This is a genomic window from Actinokineospora auranticolor (genome assembly GCF_002934265.1).
Taxonomy (GTDB): Bacteria; Actinomycetota; Actinomycetes; order Mycobacteriales; family Pseudonocardiaceae; genus Actinokineospora; species Actinokineospora auranticolor.
Genome location: NZ_PTIX01000003.1, coordinates 234,906 through 249,201, shown reverse-complemented (window position 1 = coordinate 249,201; position 14,296 = coordinate 234,906). Strand labels below are relative to the sequence as shown.

Here is a 14,296-nt window from a genome sequence, read left to right as displayed (position 1 = left end):
GGGGACAGCCCTGCTCCAGTCTATCGGCGGTGGGGTGGTGCGGAAGGGGCCGCGAAATCCTGTGGATGGTTTCGGCGGATGTGGATGGCCGGGGCAGGCAAGATCAAATCGCGGCCTGCCCCGGTCTGTGGATCGGGTTAGAGCTTCACCATCGGGACGCTGCCGATCAGCATCAGGCGGATGGTGCCCGAGCTGCCGAAGTCGATGGTGGCCGTGGCACGGGGGCCTTGGCCGTCGGAGGCGACCACCGTGCCCAGGCCGTATTTGTCATGGTTGACGCGGTCGCCGACGTTCAGGGACAGGGCCGGGGTGTCCTGCCAGCCCTTGCCCGGGGCCGAGCGCAGGCGGTTCGTCTGGGTGGCGGTGGTGGAGCGGGTGCCACCCCACGTGGTGGCCCGGGTGGGGCTTGAGCGCTCCGGGCCGACTCGGCGCCAGTCGATGAGGTCGGGGGGGATCTCGTCGAAGAAGCGGGAGGCCGGGTTGGTCATGGGCTGGCCCCAGGCGGAGCGGACCAGGGCTCGGGAGAGGTAGAGGCGTTCCCGGGCGCGGGTGATGCCGACGTACGCCAGGCGGCGTTCTTCGGACAGCTCCACCGGGTCGCTCAGGGCCCTCATGTGGGGGAAGATGCCGTCTTCCCAGCCCGTCGCGAAGACGACCGGGTACTCGAGGCCCTTGGCGGTGTGCAGGGTCATCAGGGTGACCACACCGCCGGTGTCCTCGGCGTCGGGGATCGAGTCGGCGTCGGCGACCAGGGAGACGCGTTCGAGGAAGGCGTCCAGGGAACCAGCCACCGGGCCGGTGGGCTCGATGGGGGCGGAGCCCCCCGGGGCGTCGTCGGCCGGGGTGGCGTCGGGCTGCTCGGTGAACTCGCGGGCGACGGTGATCAGCTCGTTGAGGTTCTCGAGCCGGGACGCGTCCTGCGGGTCGTCGCTGGCTTCGAGTTCGGCGCGGTAGCCGGTCTGGTCGAGCACGGCGTCGAGGACCTCGGCGACGTCCTGCCCGTCCTCGACGAACCGGCGGAGGCCGTCGACCAGTTCGACGAAGCCCGAGATGGCCCGCTGCGAGCGCGGGTTCAGCATCGGCACCCGGCCCTCGGTGGCGGCGCGCAGGGCCGCGGCGAAGGAGACCCGCTCGCGGTCGGCGAACGCGGCGACGCACGCCTCCGCGCGGTCGCCGATGCCCCGCTTGGGCACGTTCAGCACCCGGCGGAGGCTGACCGTGTCGTCGGGGTTGGCCAGCAGGCGCAGGTAGGCCAGCGCGTCGCGGATCTCGCGGCGCTCGTAGAAGCGGACGCCGCCGACCACCCGGTAGGGCAGGCCCAGCCGGATGAAGATCTCCTCGAAGACGCGGGACTGGTTGTTCGTCCGGTAGAAGACGGCGACGTCGCTGTTGTTCGCCGCGCCGCTGTCCACCAGGCGGTCGATCTCGCCCGCGACGAAGTTGGCCTCGTCGTGCTCGTTGTCGCCGACGTAGGCGACGATCTTCTCGCCGTCGCCCATGGCCGTCCACAGCCGCTTGTCGCGGCGGTCGGTGTTGCGGGCGATGACCGCGTTGGCCGCGGTGAGGATGTTCTGCGTGGAGCGGTAGTTCTGCTCCAGCAGCACCGTGGTGGCGTCCGGGTAGTCGCGCTCGAACTCGACGATGTTGCGGATGGTCGCGCCGCGGAAGGCGTAGATGGACTGGTCCGCGTCGCCGACCACGCACAGCTCGGCGGGCGGCAGGCCGTCCGTGCCCTTGCCGACCAGCTCCCGGACCAGGGTGTACTGGGCGTGGTTGGTGTCCTGGTACTCGTCGACCAGCACGTGCCGGAACCGCCGGTGGTAGTACTCCGCCACGTCCGGGAAGACCTGCAGCAGCTCGACCGTGCGCATGATCAGGTCGTCGAAGTCCATCGCGTTCGCCTCGCCGAGGCGGCGCTGGTACTCCCCGTAGACCTCGGCGACGCGGCGCTCGAGGTCGTTGCCCGCGTTCTGCGCGGCAGTCTCGGCGTCGAGCAGCTCGTTCTTCAGGTTCGAGATGTGGATCGAGAGGGTGCGCGCCGGGTACCGCTTCGGGTCGAGGTCGAGGTCGCGCGCGACCAGGGTGATCAGCCTGCGCGAGTCGTCGGCGTCGTAGATGGAGAAGCTGGAGGTCATGCCCAGGGCCTTGGCCTCGCGGCGCAGCACCCGCACGCACATCGAGTGGAAGGTCGACACCCACATGGCGTTGGCCCGGCGGCCGACCAGCTCGGCGACCCGCTCCCGCATCTCGGCCGCGGCCTTGTTGGTGAAGGTGATGGCCATGACCTGGCCGGGGTGCACGTGCCGCTGGGCCAGCAGGTAGGCGATGCGCCGGGTGAGGACGCGGGTCTTGCCCGAGCCCGCGCCCGCGACCACCAGCAACGGGGTACCGGCGTGCTCCACGGCCCGGCGCTGCGCGTCGTTGAGGTCGGCCACGAGCGCGGCGGCGCCGTGTGGAACCGCATGCGGCGCGGGGTCCCGCGCGGGGGGCTCGGCGGGCAGGTCGGCGGGGAGGTCGAAGAGAGCTTCCATCGTGGCGTCCACGGTACCGGGGGGCACCGACAATCCGGATGCAGGTCACGCTTGACGCACTCGACTGCCACGGCCGGTTTGTGCCAGACTCGGGGCGTGCTGCGCTGCTACGAGTTTTTTTACGGGACCCGGACTCCGGCTCCCGTGGACTCGCCTACAGCGGCGTAGGTCAAGAACCCACAGCGAAGCCCCGGAGTCCTCGGACCCCGGGGCTTCGCCGCTTCACGGGGACCAGGGGACCAGGCGCGAGAACCAGGCGAGGATGACGATGAGCCCGATCACCCAAGGCCAGACCACCGAGAACGCGACCGCCGAGGACACCAAGGCGGGTCTCGAGCTGCCCGCCCCCGAAGAGGTCGCCGAGCTGCGCAAGGAGATCGACGTGCTCGACCAGGAGATCCTGCGGCTGGTCAAACGCCGCGCGGAGGTCTCCCGCACGATCGGCGCCGCGCGGATGGCCGCGGGCGGGCCGCGGATCGTGGTCAACCGCGAGATGGACGTGCTGGCCCGCTACCGCGAGCTGGGCCCGGCGGGCCGGATGCTGGCCATGGCCCTGCTGGACCTGGGCCGCGGCCAGCTCGGCCGCTAGCCCGCGACCGCCGACCGCCCCGGCCCACCGCCGGGGCGCGGCGGGTGGCGGCGCGCGGACCAGGGTCGACTCCGGGTTCTCCCCCATCACGGGTGGCCCCGCGTCCGGCAGACTTGGGGCATGTTCGATCTCATCGCGGTCCTCGTCGCCGTCGTCGCCCTGGTAGCCGCCCTCGGCCACACCGCCTACCTGGCCCTGCTGAACTCCGCGGCGCGCAAGCGGGGGGTCAGCGGCAACCCGGTCGCCGAGTACGTGCGCGGTCGCTGGCCGGTCGCCGGGGTCACCACCGCCGGTGCGGCGCTGGCCCTGCTGCTGACCAGCGGCGGCGGCTTCCTCGACACCGTGGCCATCCTGCTGGCCGCCGGTTCCGGCGCGGTCGCGGGCAGCTCGCTGTCCAAGACCGTGGAGCGCTACCGCGGCAACCGGTAGGGCGCGGGAAGCGCACCGGCGCGCGGCGACCGGTGCACCCAGCGGGGAATCCGGCGTGGCGGTTTCACGCCAAAGTGTGGTTTGCGCGCGATAAACGTGCTCGGGCGTACGAACCGGTCGGAAACGCTTACTCTTCTCCGCGTGATCGGTGCGACTCCCCGTGATGACGTGCGGCGGGCCCTCGTGGTCTGCGCGCACCCCGACGACGTCGACTTCGGGGCCTCCGGCACCGTCGCGGGCTGGGTCGACGCCGGGATCGAGGTCGCCTACTGCCTGGTCACCTCGGGCGAGGCCAGCGGTGACGGTTCCCGCCCGCCCGCCGAGGTGGCCGCGACCAGGCGGGCCGAGCAGCGGGCCGCGGCCGACGTGCTGGGCGTCGGCGGGATCACCTTCCTGGACCACCCGGACGGCTCGGTCGAGCCGAGCATCGCGCTGCGCCGCGACATCACCCGGGTCATCCGCCGGTTCCGGCCGGACCGGGTGCTGACCTGGTCGCCGGAGATCAACTGGGACATGGTGCCCACCGCGCACCCCGACCACCGGGCGACCGGCGCGGCCACCTTCGCGGCGGTCTACCCGGACGCGCGCAACCCCAACGCCCACCCCGCGCTGCTGCGCGAGGAGGGCTTGGAGCCGTGGACCGTGCGCGAGCTGTGGATCGCCGACGCGCCCCGGCACCTGCGCAACCACGCGGTGGAGATCACCGAGCGCTTCGACCGGCGGATGGCCGCGCTGCGCTCGCACGTGTCCCAGGTCGGCGGCAACCCGGGCCTGGAGGCGGGGATGCGCGGCCACTTCGCCGACACCGCGGCCCGCTACGGCCTGCCGCGGGACTGCCTGGCCGAGGAGTTCCAGCTCGTCGACACCGCTTGACCAGCCCGCCGACCAGGCGCCCGCCGCGCAGGAGGAGGAGTCCGGAGCAGATGGCCAGTTCCCCCGACCCCGAGTTCCCGGGGGCCGACGACCAGGGCAGGCACCGGGTGGACGGGCGGCCGCGGCGCGCCCGGCGCGGTGGCGCGCACTCGCTGGAGGGCGCCGCGCGCGCGGCGGGCGACACCGACGTGCTGCCCGTGGTCGGCCCGACCGTGCACGTGGACGGGCCCGCGACCGGGCTGGCCAAGTTCGACCTGGGCACCATCCCGGCCTCGGTGACCCCGCCGGTCTCGTGGCGGCGGGCCGCGTGGTTCGCGGTGGCCTCGGCGATCCTGGTGGTGTTCGGCCTGACGTACGCGGCGGTCACGCTGATGACCGGGCCGCGCAGGCCGGACGTGATCGACGCGCTGCCCGGCCTGCCGGGGATGCCGAGCAGGCTGCCGGAGCCGCTGGTCGACGGCCAGGGCGGGACCCCGTCCGCCGCCCCGCGCCCCGGCGGGGCGCCGAGCAGCGGGGCGCCCGCGCCGACCTCGGCGCCCGAGTCCCCCGGCCCGGACGCCGGGGACGGCGACCAGACGAGCGAGTCGTCCGCGGACGGTTCCCCCGTGACCACCACCCGGGTGGCGGCCGCTGGACCGGGTGACTACTTCAACGGTGGGTCGGTGCCCGCCCCCCAGGTCACCGCGGCGCCGCGCAGCACCGTCGTGACGCCGATGCTGGTGGTCCCGCCCAACGACCCGAACACGATGGGTGACCGGACCGAGGCCTTCTACCGGGCCATGCCGGGCGACCCGGGCGCGGCCTACGCGCTGACCACCGGGCACCTGCGCCGCGAGGGCCAGGAGCAGCTGCGCCGCCACTACGCCGACGTGGTGCGGGTCGACGTGGTGCGGATCGTGGTCGACCCGAGCCGGGCGCGGACCAAGGCGCTGCTGAGGCTGGTCCGCCGGGACGGCTCGGTGACCACCGAGGAACGCGAGCTGACCTTCACCTTCGGCGCCGACCCGCGGATCAGCGCGGAGCGGGCGACGCCCTGACCAGGCCGGACCGCGCCGATCACCCGATCGGCGCGCGGGGCCATACCAATGCCGCGATTCTCACCGCGCGGGGATTCTCTTCGCCGTCCGCGTGGTGAATGATGTGCGCGTGAGACCACCGGGGTGATGACCAAGGTGGGCGGACGTGATGGACCACCTGACCCGCCGTGTTGCGCCGATCGCACCCGCCCCGGCGGATATCGGCCACCGCCGATGGCACATGTTGCTCTTTTCAGGTGAATCTCGTCGCCATCCATCGCCTCGATCGGGTGATGAGCCGAGAAAGAGTGGTGTGGGCCCCCGGCAGCACGGTACGAGTTGCCCCGTTGCGCGACTCAGGCGGAGGAAAGCGGCAGTGGATCGTCCGACGACCGGCAGGCGGCGGGTGCGCTCCGGCTCGGTACGTGTCGCCGAGCTGATCCGAAGGCAACCCGCGACCACGACCCCACCCGTTGCGGCAGCGGCAACGCCCCAGCCGGAACGGGTGTGCGCGGAGCCCACCGAGACCCTGCCCCGGATCGACCCCGAACCCACCGAGGCGCCCTGGGTACCCGAGGAGCCCGGCGAGGCCCGGCAGGCGACCGCGGCGGTGCCCGCGGACCGCTCGCGGGTGGCGCACGCGGCCAAGCTCGCGGGCCTCGGCGTGGCCGTGGTCACGCTGTGCGGCGCGATCGTCACCGCGACCGTGGTGTCGCGGGACCGGACGAACCAGGCCGCGGCGGGTGCCGAGCGGGCCCCGCTGCAGATCACCGGCGAACAGGCGCTGCTGCCGCACGAGCTGGACCGCACGGTGACCTCGTCGACGGTGTTCGTACCGTCCCAGCTGCTGGACGTGCCCGCCACCGGGTCGGCGTTCGGGAACGTGACGCCGGACACGCGGCCGGACTCGTCGATGCGCGCGGTCAAGCAGACCCTCCCGAGCGGGCACCGCCGCGGCTCGGACAGCGACACCAGCCCGGCCGGGTCCTCCCGGGTGCCCGAGCGCGGGGTCACCTCCAGCCGGGAGCTGGTGCTGGAGTACTACCACCTGGTCGAGGTCAACCCGCGGCTCGCGTTCGACCTGGTCGCGGGCGAGCGGCTGGGCACCACGCTGGCGGAGTTCGTCGGCTCGTGGCAGACGGTGCGCTGGATCCAGGTGCTGGACGTGGTGGAGCGGCCGGACGGGGTGCTCGCGGTGGTCCGGATCCACCTGGGTGACGGCGCCCACTTGCGGGTACAGCAGCTACTGAAGGTGACGGTGAGCGCTCCGCAACGCATCGTCGGCGCGGAGTTGGTCTCCGCGCAACTGGACTGAACCGCGCCGGAGTCCGCGACTAGTTCGACCGACCCCCGATTGGGGGACGATTGTGACAGTATGTAGCCGTTGCCAGGCCGGGCCCGCACAAGTGGGACTTGCGTTCATGCGCACTGAGTGAACGCCTAGCCTGGAACGGTCGGCCAACCCCGGGCCAGAGCACGGCGTCACCGAGGCGCCGGACTGGGGTGTGCGCCTAGACGATGCCCGCGACCACCTGACGCGGGCAGGGGAGGTTCCGGTCGGGATGAGCGACGATGGCCGGCTGGTCGCCGGGCGCTACCGGCTGGAGCGGCGGATCGGCAGCGGCGCCATGGGCGTGGTCTGGCAGGGCGTGGACGAGCGCCTGAACCGGCCCGTCGCGGTGAAGAAGCTGCTGCTGTCGCCGGGGCTGCCCGAGGACGAGGCGGAAGAGGCCGTCGCCCGCTGCATGCGCGAGGGGCGCATCGCCGCGCGGCTGCACCACCCGAACGCCATCGCGGTCTTCGACGTGGTCGACGAGGACGGCGTGCCCTGCCTGATCATGGAGTACCTGCCGTCGGTCAGCCTGGCCATCGCGCTCGCCGAGCGCGGGCCGCTGGACCCGGTCGAGACGGCCAGGATCGGCACCCAGGTGGCCGCGGCGCTGGCCGCCGCGCACGCCGCCGGGATCGTGCACCGCGACATCAAGCCGGGCAACATCCTGCTCGGCGACGACGGCTCGGTGAAGATCACCGACTTCGGCATCTCCCGGGCCACCGACGACGTGACGGTCACCAAGACCGGGCTCATCGCGGGCACCCCGGCCTACCTGGCCCCCGAGGTCGCCGTCGGGCGCGACCCGTCCGCGGCCTCGGACGTGTTCTCCCTCGGCTCCACGCTCTACGCCGCGACCGAGGGCGAGCCGCCGTTCGGGCTCAGCGACAACACCCTGGCCCTGCTGCACGCGGTGGCCGCGGGCAAGATCAACCCGCCGGAGCGCTCCGGCCCGCTGACCGACGTGTTGGTGGCGCTGCTGGCCGCGACGGCGGAGGACCGGCCGTCCACCGCCAAGGCGCGGGACATGCTCAACGCGGTGGCCCGCGGCGAGGACCCGAACGTGCCGCCGGTGCCGGTCGCGGTCGCCGAGGCGCACACCCGGCTGGTCGCCGCGCCGGGCGCGGACCCGACGCCGTCCAACCCGGCCGCGCGGACCACCGTGGTCGGCGGCGGCAGTCGGGTGGGCACCGCGCCACCGCGACAACCGCTGCCACCGCGCTCGCGGGTGCCGTTGGTGGTCGCGGGCGTGGGGTTGGCCGCGATCCTGGCCGCGGGCGCGATCATGATCTTCAACCGGGACACCGACGCGAAACCGCAGGGCCCGTCCGGTCCGGCCGACACCACGACCACCGCGTTCGTGCGACCCACCACCACCGCCGAGCGCCCGGAGAGCACCGCGCCCACCACGCGGACCGCGGTGCCGCCGCCCAACCAGCCCACGACTACGGTGCCGCCCACCACCACGACCACGGTGGCACCGACGACCACGACCACGGCGGAGACGACGACCACCACGGTGCCGCCCACCACGACGACCACGGTGGCACCGACGACCACGACCACGGGTGTGCCGAGCGCGTCGGCGACGCCCGTCCAGTAAGCCGGGAGTAGCGATGACCAGCGAGCAGACCTTGGTGGCCGGGCGCTACCGGCTCGGCGCGCGCATCGGCAGCGGGGCGATGGGCGTGGTGTGGCAGGCCCGCGACGAGCGGCTGCACCGGACGGTGGCGGTCAAGCAGCTGCTGTCCCAGCCCGGGCTCACCGCGGACCAGGCCGAGGAGGGCAGGCAGCGGGCGATGCGCGAGGGCCGGATCGCGGCCCGGCTGGCGCACCCCAACGCGATCACCGTCTACGACGTGGCCGAGCACGAGAACGAGCCATGGCTGATCATGGAGTACCTGCCGTCCAAGAGCCTGGCGGCGGTGCTCAACGAGCGCGAGGTGCTGCCGCCGGTCGAGGCCGCCCGGATCGGTACGCAGGTGGCCGCCGCCCTGGTCGCCGCGCACGCGGCCGGGATCGTGCACCGCGACGTCAAGCCCGCGAACGTGCTGCTCGGCGACGACGGCACGGTCAAGATCACCGACTTCGGCATCTCCCGGGCCACCGGCGACATCACCGTCACCGCGACGGGCATGCTGGCGGGCACCCCGGCGTACCTGGCGCCCGAGGTGGCCAAGGGCGAGGCCCCGACGCCCGCGGCGGACGTGTTCTCCCTCGGGTCGACGCTGTACACGGCCGTCGAGGGGCACTCGCCGTTCGGGCTGAGCGAGAACACCCTGGCGCTGCTGTACGCGGTGGCGGCCGGGAAGGTGACGCCGCCGCGGCAGGCGGGCCCGCTGACCGCGCTGCTGATGCAGCTGCTGCGGGCCGATCCGCTGGAGCGGCCGTCGATGACCGCGGCGAAGGAGGCGCTGGCCGCGGTCGCGGCGGGCAAGCCGCTGCCGTCCGTGCTGGACCAGCGCACGGTGCCCGCCCCGCTCCCGCCGCCGCGCCCCCAGCAGCCGGGCACGCGGCTGGACATGAACCCGTTCGCCGAGAGCGGCCCCAAGACCCCGCCGCGGCCCGGGATGCCGCCGCAGGGCTACACCGGCACGCCGCCGGGCGGGTTCGGCCCGCCGACGCCCGCCGGGGGCATGCGCACACCCGCGGGTGGGACGCGCCAGCCGACGGGCGGGATGAGCCACACGCCCGCGAAGGGCGTCCGCCGCCCGCCGCCGCAGCCGGAGCCGAAGAAGAAGCGCGACGCGCGGTCGATCATGCTGACCGTGCTGGCGATCGTGGCCGCCGCGCTGCTGGGCATCCTGGTGGCCAGCCTGGTGACCAAGGACTCCACCCAGGCAGGCGGCGGCGACCCGTCGACGACGACCACCGCGGCGGCACCGCAGACCACCACGTCCGCGAAGCCGACCACCACGACGAAGAAGTCCACGACGCCGACCACCACGTCGTCGACGACCGCGGTCACCACGACCGACGACGACAAGCCCTCGCCGGATGACTACGAGGCCGCGCTGCGCAACTACTACCAGCTGCTGCCCGCGAACCCGCCTGCCGCGTGGCAGCTGCTGACCTCGCGGGCGCAGGAAGCCTCGAAGAGCTACGAGGACTTCGAGAACTTCTACAAGCGGCAGGAGTCGGTGGAGGTGACCGAGGCCAAGGCCAAGGACGACAAGGTCGCGGCGAAGATCAAGTTCGTCACGAAGAAGGGCGAGACCAGCGTCGAGTCCTACTCGTTCACCTTCGCCGAGCAGGACGGCAAGCTCAAGATCGACAGCTACACCCGCGCCCAGAACGGCTGACCCGGAACCGTCTTCCGACCCAGCCCCGGTCGGCCTCCGCCGACCACCCTCCGCGTCCCGAACCCAGGACACCCTGATGGACGTCCACTTGGACAGGCGTCGGACTGATGTCATGGACACCAGCGGGCACAAGTCGAATACGCGGTCCTGAGCTGGGAGGACCCGTTGAGCAACACGGAAACATCGAACGCACCAAGGTGTTCTTGCCGATGCGATTCCAAGGCGATCCCGGCGAGGAATAGCGCGGAACCGGTGGCTGCTCAGCCGTCCAGCTGGGCCGCGGCGGCGTCGCGGAGGGCGGCCAGGAGGAACACCAGGGCGGGTTGGCCGAGGGACGCGACGCGGACGGCGGCGTGGATGGCGCGGGCCGGTTCGGGGCGGCGGACCTTGCGGACGACCACCCCCGGGTGCCGGTTGCCCAGCCCCATCATCGGGATCAGGCTGATGCCCAGGCCCGCGGCGACGAAGCCCTGCGAGTTCGTGTAGTCCTCGCTCTCCACGACCACGTTCGGCGTGAAGCCCGCCGACGCGCAGGCGTCGTAGACGATCTGGCGGCAGGGGGCCGAGGTCCACTCGTTGACCCAGGGTTCCTCGGCCAGGTCGGCCAGGTCGATGACCCGTTTCGCGGCGAGGCGGTGGCCCTTGGGCAGGACGACCCGGTAGGGGTCGTCGAGCAGGTGGGTCATCTGGATGCCGTCCGGGATCACGTCCCGTGAGCGGGCCACGATGGCCAGGTCGGCCCGTCCTTCCACCACCTCCGGCAGCGGGTCCTCCGGGTCGAACAGCTTGAGGTCGACCTGGACACCGGGGTGCTCGGCGCGCAACCGGGCCAGGGCCGGGGGCACCAGGGCCGCGCCCGCGGTGGCGAAGCAGCGGATGGCGATCCGGCCGGTGCGCCCCGCGCGCAGGTCGGCGAGCGCCGTCTCAGCTTCGGCCAGGTGCTTGCCGATGATGGCGGCGTGCTCGGTGAGCAGCAGCCCGGCCGCCGTCGGCTGGACGCCGCGGCCGACGCGTTCGAGCAGGGAGGTGCCCGCCTCGCGCTCCAGGGCGGCGATCTGCTGGCTGATGGCCGACGGCGTGTAGCCGAGGTTGGTCGCCGCGGCCGTGATCGAGCCGCTGGTGACCACGGCGCGCAGGACCTGGAGGCGACGGACGTCGAGCATGTAGCTGAGCTTAATGGTCCCTCAAGGACATTTCACTTGTTCTTGAGGTAGCGCCGGGTGAGAGTGAGTGGCAGAAGACCACCGAGATGGAGGAACGGCCGTGATCAGTGGGAACCGGGGGACGCTGGTCCGGATGGGCATCCTCGCCCTGCTCTGGGGTTCCAGCTTCCTGTGGATCAAGCTGGCGCTCCCCGGGCTGAGCCCGGTGCAGATCACGGTCGCCCGGTGCGCGCTGGGCGCCGTCGTGGTCGTCACGCTCTGCTACCTCGGCCGCAACCGGCTGCCGCGCGACCGGCGCACCTGGGGGCACCTGGTGGTCGCCGCGCTGTTCGGCAACGCCATCCCGTTCGCGCTGTTCGCGGTCGGCGAGCAGACCGTCTCCTCCGGCGTGGCCGGGGTGCTCAACGCCACCACCCCGCTGTGGGCGCTGCTCATCGGCATCCTGATCGGCACCGAGCGCGGCCTCAAGCCGGTGCGCCTCGGCGGGCTGCTGCTCGGCTTCGCGGGCACCCTGCTGATCTTCGCGCCGTGGGCGCAGGCCGGGCTGGCCAGCTGGGGCTCGCTGACGATCCTCGCGGCCGCGGCGAGCTACGCGGTCAGCTACACCTACATCGGCCGCACCCTGGCCGGGCGCGGCACCGCGCCGATCGCGCTGTCCGCCGCGCAGCTGATCACCGCGACCGGGCTCAGCGCCGTCGCGGTGCCGGTCAGCGGTCTGCAGACCGTGCACCTGAACGCGACCGTGCTGATCGCGATCGGCGTGCTGGGCGTGTTCGGCACCGGGTTCGCCTTCGCCATCAACTACCGGCTGATCGCCGACGAGGGCGCGACCAACGCCACCACCGTCGGCTACCTGCTGCCGGTCGTGTCGGTGCTGCTCGGCGCCATCTTCCTCGACGAGGGCATCAACGCCCGGGTGATCGTCGGCATGGTCGTCGTGCTCATCGGCGTCGGCATGACGCGCTGGCAGCGGCGCACGCCGTCGCCGGTCGTGGCCGAGGACCCGACCGGCGTGCTCACCAAGGCGGCGTGAGCCGCTGGACCAGCCCGGCGGGGTGAGCCGAGCTCAGACCAGCCTGCGGTCGGAGGCCCAGCGGGACAGCTCGTAGCGGTTGGACAGCTGGGTCTTGCGCAGGACGCTGGACACGTGCGTCTCCACGGTCTTGACCGAGATGAACAGCTCCGAGGCGATCTCCTTGTAGGCGTAGCCGCGGGCCAGTAAACGCAGCACGTCCCGCTCGCGCGGGGTCAGCAGGTCCAGCTCGGGGTCGTTGATCGGGGCCGCGCCCGGCCGGTCGGCGAACGCGTCGAGGACGAAGCCCGCCAGCCGCGGCGAGAACACCGCGTCGCCCTCGGACACCCGCAGCACCGCCGTGACCAGCTCCTGGCTGGAGATCGTCTTGGTGACGTAGCCGCGGGCACCGGCCCGGATGACCGCGATGACGTCTTCGGCCGCGTCGGAGACCGACAGCGCCAGGAACACCACCTCGGGGTGCGGCTTGCGCGACTGGCGCAGCACCTCGGCGCCGCCGCCGTCGGGCATGTGCACGTCGAGCAGCACCACGTCGGGGCGCAGGTGGCCGATGCCCGCCACCGCCTCCCCCACGGTGCCCGCCTCGCCGACGACCTCGATGGCGTCGGTGAGCGTGTCCAGTTCGGCGCGCACGCCCGCGCGGAACATGCTGTGGTCGTCGACCAGGTACACCCGGACCGGGCGCTTCTCGGCCGGGGTGCCCTCCGGCTCGCCTGCTTGCTCGCTCATGCGGCCACTTTCGCACGTGGCATGTGCAGCTGTACCTCGGTCCCGTCCCCCGGCGCGGTGCGCAGCTTGATCTCGCCGCCGTTGCGCTCCATCCGACCCCGGATCGAGTCGGCCAGGCCGTGCCGGTCCTCCGGCACCTCCTCGGGGTCGAAGCCCTTGCCGCGGTCGCGCACGAACACCGTGACCGTCTCCGGCTCGACCTCGGCGTACACCGAGACCTCGGCGACCCCGGCGTGCTTGGCCGCGTTGACCATCGCCTCCCTGGCGGCCATCACCACGGCGGTGAGCTTGGCGTCGAGCTCGCAGTCGCCGACCACGACGTGCTGGACCTTGATCGCGAAGGTGTCCTCGACCTCGCCGGAGGCCCGGGCCAGCGCCTCGGCCAGCGAGCCGCCCGCCGCGCCCCCGACGCCGCCGTAGCCCGCGGGGCCGTAGAGCCAGCTGCGCAGCTGCCGCTCCTGGCCGCGGGCCAGCCGCAGCACCTCGCGCGGGGCGTCGGCCTGCTTCTGGATCAGCGCCAGCGTCTGCAGCACGGAGTCGTGCAGGTGCGCGGCGATCTCGGCGCGCTCCTCGGTGCGGATCCGGGCGCGCCGCTCGTCACCCAGGTCGCGGACCATGCGCAGCCACCACGGCACGGTCAGCATGGCCACGCCGACCAGCGCGGCGACCACCGCGAGCAGGGTGAACTGGACCTGGTCCAGGCCCATGCTGCTGATCAGCACCATGACGATGCCGGTGACCACCAGCGCGCCGCCGCTGAGCACCCGGACCAGCGCGGAGCGGCCACCGCCGCCGAGCAGGGCGCCCTTGACCCGGCGGCGCTGCGACTGGTCGGCCTCGCGCCAGACCAGGGCCGCGCCGACCAGGGTGACGCCGATGGACCCGGCGAACCAGCCGTTGACCGTGCCGGAGAGGGTGCCCGCCCCGATGGTCAGCCCGGCACCCAGCGCGATCAGGCCGAACGCCTGCTGGCGCTCGCGCGCGGACACCTCGGGGGCCGGGTCGTCGGTCGACGCCTGCGCGGCGAAGATCCAGAGCAGCCCGTAGGCCATCGCCCCCGCGCCGCCGAGCGCGGAGAGCACGGCGAAGGCGACCCGGACGTAGAGGACGGGCACGCCGACGTGGTCGGCGAGGCCGCCCGCGACCCCCGCGATGGCGCGGCCCTGCCTGCGCCTGCGCAGGCGCGGCGCGGCGGGCTCGGCCACCGCGGTGCTCTGGCTCGCGCTCGGGCTCGACATGGGGTCCGTCTCCGCGGTCCGGCGTTCCTGGACAGCTGCTTCCACGACAAGAATGCTCACACG

12 protein-coding genes are annotated in these 14,296 nt (G+C 73.0%); 8 read left to right on the top strand and 4 right to left on the bottom strand.

Translation table 11 applies throughout. The features are described 5' to 3' along the window. Positions 1-137 precede the first annotated feature (137 nt). Positions 138-2,531, bottom strand: coding sequence for a DNA helicase PcrA (gene pcrA / locus CLV40_RS07280; RefSeq protein ID WP_104478062.1), 2,394 nt, complete (start codon positions 2,529-2,531; stop codon positions 138-140). A gap of 262 nt (positions 2,532-2,793) precedes the next feature. On the opposite strand from pcrA, the gene CLV40_RS07275 reads away from it, so the two are divergent. From CLV40_RS07275 to CLV40_RS07245, 7 genes are all read left to right on the top strand, one after another. Continuing rightward, positions 2,794-3,120 carry a chorismate mutase gene (locus CLV40_RS07275; protein WP_374065120.1) on the top strand — a complete coding sequence of 109 codons (327 nt, stop codon included), beginning with the start codon at positions 2,794-2,796 and terminating at the stop codon, positions 3,118-3,120. A 120-nt stretch (positions 3,121-3,240) separates the two neighbouring features. Beyond that, positions 3,241-3,549 carry a hypothetical protein gene (locus tag CLV40_RS07270; protein ID WP_104478061.1) on the top strand — a complete coding sequence of 103 codons (309 nt, stop codon included), beginning with the start codon at positions 3,241-3,243 and terminating at the stop codon, positions 3,547-3,549. A 141-nt stretch (positions 3,550-3,690) separates the two neighbouring features. Further along, complete coding sequence (locus tag CLV40_RS07265) at positions 3,691-4,422, top strand: PIG-L deacetylase family protein (RefSeq protein WP_104478060.1); 732 nt, start codon at positions 3,691-3,693, stop codon at positions 4,420-4,422. A gap of 50 nt (positions 4,423-4,472) precedes the next feature. Beyond that, positions 4,473-5,459 (top strand): hypothetical protein, encoded by a 987-nt coding sequence (locus tag CLV40_RS07260; protein ID WP_104478059.1) that lies wholly within the window; start codon positions 4,473-4,475, stop codon positions 5,457-5,459. Positions 5,460-5,814: 355 nt separating this feature from the next. After that, entirely contained in the window at positions 5,815-6,753 is a 939-nt protein-coding gene (locus CLV40_RS07255) for a hypothetical protein (RefSeq protein ID WP_146107957.1), read from the top strand. Between the two features lie 247 nt (positions 6,754-7,000). After that, entirely contained in the window at positions 7,001-8,371 is a 1,371-nt protein-coding gene (locus tag CLV40_RS07250) for a serine/threonine-protein kinase (protein ID WP_104478057.1), read from the top strand. Positions 8,372-8,384: 13 nt separating this feature from the next. Then, the gene (locus CLV40_RS07245) at positions 8,385-10,070 is read left to right on the top strand and encodes a serine/threonine-protein kinase (protein ID WP_104478056.1); all 1,686 of its coding nucleotides are present in this window, start codon (positions 8,385-8,387) and stop codon (positions 10,068-10,070) included. A gap of 260 nt (positions 10,071-10,330) precedes the next feature. On the opposite strand, the gene CLV40_RS07240 is transcribed toward CLV40_RS07245, so the two are convergent. Next, positions 10,331-11,233, bottom strand: a complete 903-nt coding sequence (locus CLV40_RS07240) for a LysR family transcriptional regulator (RefSeq protein ID WP_104478055.1) — start codon at positions 11,231-11,233, stop codon at positions 10,331-10,333. 100 nt (positions 11,234-11,333) lie between these two features. Between CLV40_RS07240 and CLV40_RS07235 the strand changes: the two genes are divergently transcribed. Next, a complete protein-coding gene (locus CLV40_RS07235; RefSeq protein WP_374065121.1) occupies positions 11,334-12,266 on the top strand; it encodes a DMT family transporter in 933 nt (310 codons plus the stop codon). Between the two features lie 33 nt (positions 12,267-12,299). Here the strand turns inward: CLV40_RS07235 and CLV40_RS07230 are convergent, their stop codons facing one another. Both CLV40_RS07230 and CLV40_RS07225 read right to left on the bottom strand, forming a co-directional pair. After that, a complete protein-coding gene (locus CLV40_RS07230) occupies positions 12,300-12,995 on the bottom strand; it encodes a response regulator (protein ID WP_104478054.1) in 696 nt (231 codons plus the stop codon). Beyond that, on the bottom strand, positions 12,992-14,233 hold the full coding sequence (locus CLV40_RS07225; RefSeq protein ID WP_104478053.1) for an ATP-binding protein: 1,242 nt from the start codon (positions 14,231-14,233) through the stop codon (positions 12,992-12,994). Before CLV40_RS07225 ends, CLV40_RS07230 begins: the two co-directional genes overlap by 4 nt. Positions 14,234-14,296 lie beyond the last annotated feature (63 nt).

What these genes read in the sequence shown, in the direction of transcription:
- CLV40_RS07230 (WP_104478054.1), bottom strand. Translation starts at nt 12,995, where the DNA reads ATGAGCGAGCAAGCAGGCGAGCCGGAGGGCACCCCGGCCGAGAAGCGC.
- CLV40_RS07245 (WP_104478056.1), top strand. Translation starts at nt 8,385, where the DNA reads ATGACCAGCGAGCAGACCTTGGTGGCCGGGCGCTACCGGCTCGGCGCG.
- CLV40_RS07240 (WP_104478055.1), bottom strand. Translation starts at nt 11,233, where the DNA reads ATGCTCGACGTCCGTCGCCTCCAGGTCCTGCGCGCCGTGGTCACCAGC.
- CLV40_RS07250 (WP_104478057.1), top strand. Translation starts at nt 7,001, where the DNA reads ATGAGCGACGATGGCCGGCTGGTCGCCGGGCGCTACCGGCTGGAGCGG.
- CLV40_RS07225 (WP_104478053.1), bottom strand. Translation starts at nt 14,233, where the DNA reads ATGTCGAGCCCGAGCGCGAGCCAGAGCACCGCGGTGGCCGAGCCCGCC.
- CLV40_RS07270 (WP_104478061.1), top strand. Translation starts at nt 3,241, where the DNA reads ATGTTCGATCTCATCGCGGTCCTCGTCGCCGTCGTCGCCCTGGTAGCC.
- CLV40_RS07275 (WP_374065120.1), top strand. Translation starts at nt 2,794, where the DNA reads ATGACGATGAGCCCGATCACCCAAGGCCAGACCACCGAGAACGCGACC.
- pcrA (WP_104478062.1), bottom strand. Translation starts at nt 2,531, where the DNA reads ATGGAAGCTCTCTTCGACCTCCCCGCCGACCTGCCCGCCGAGCCCCCC.
- CLV40_RS07260 (WP_104478059.1), top strand. Translation starts at nt 4,473, where the DNA reads ATGGCCAGTTCCCCCGACCCCGAGTTCCCGGGGGCCGACGACCAGGGC.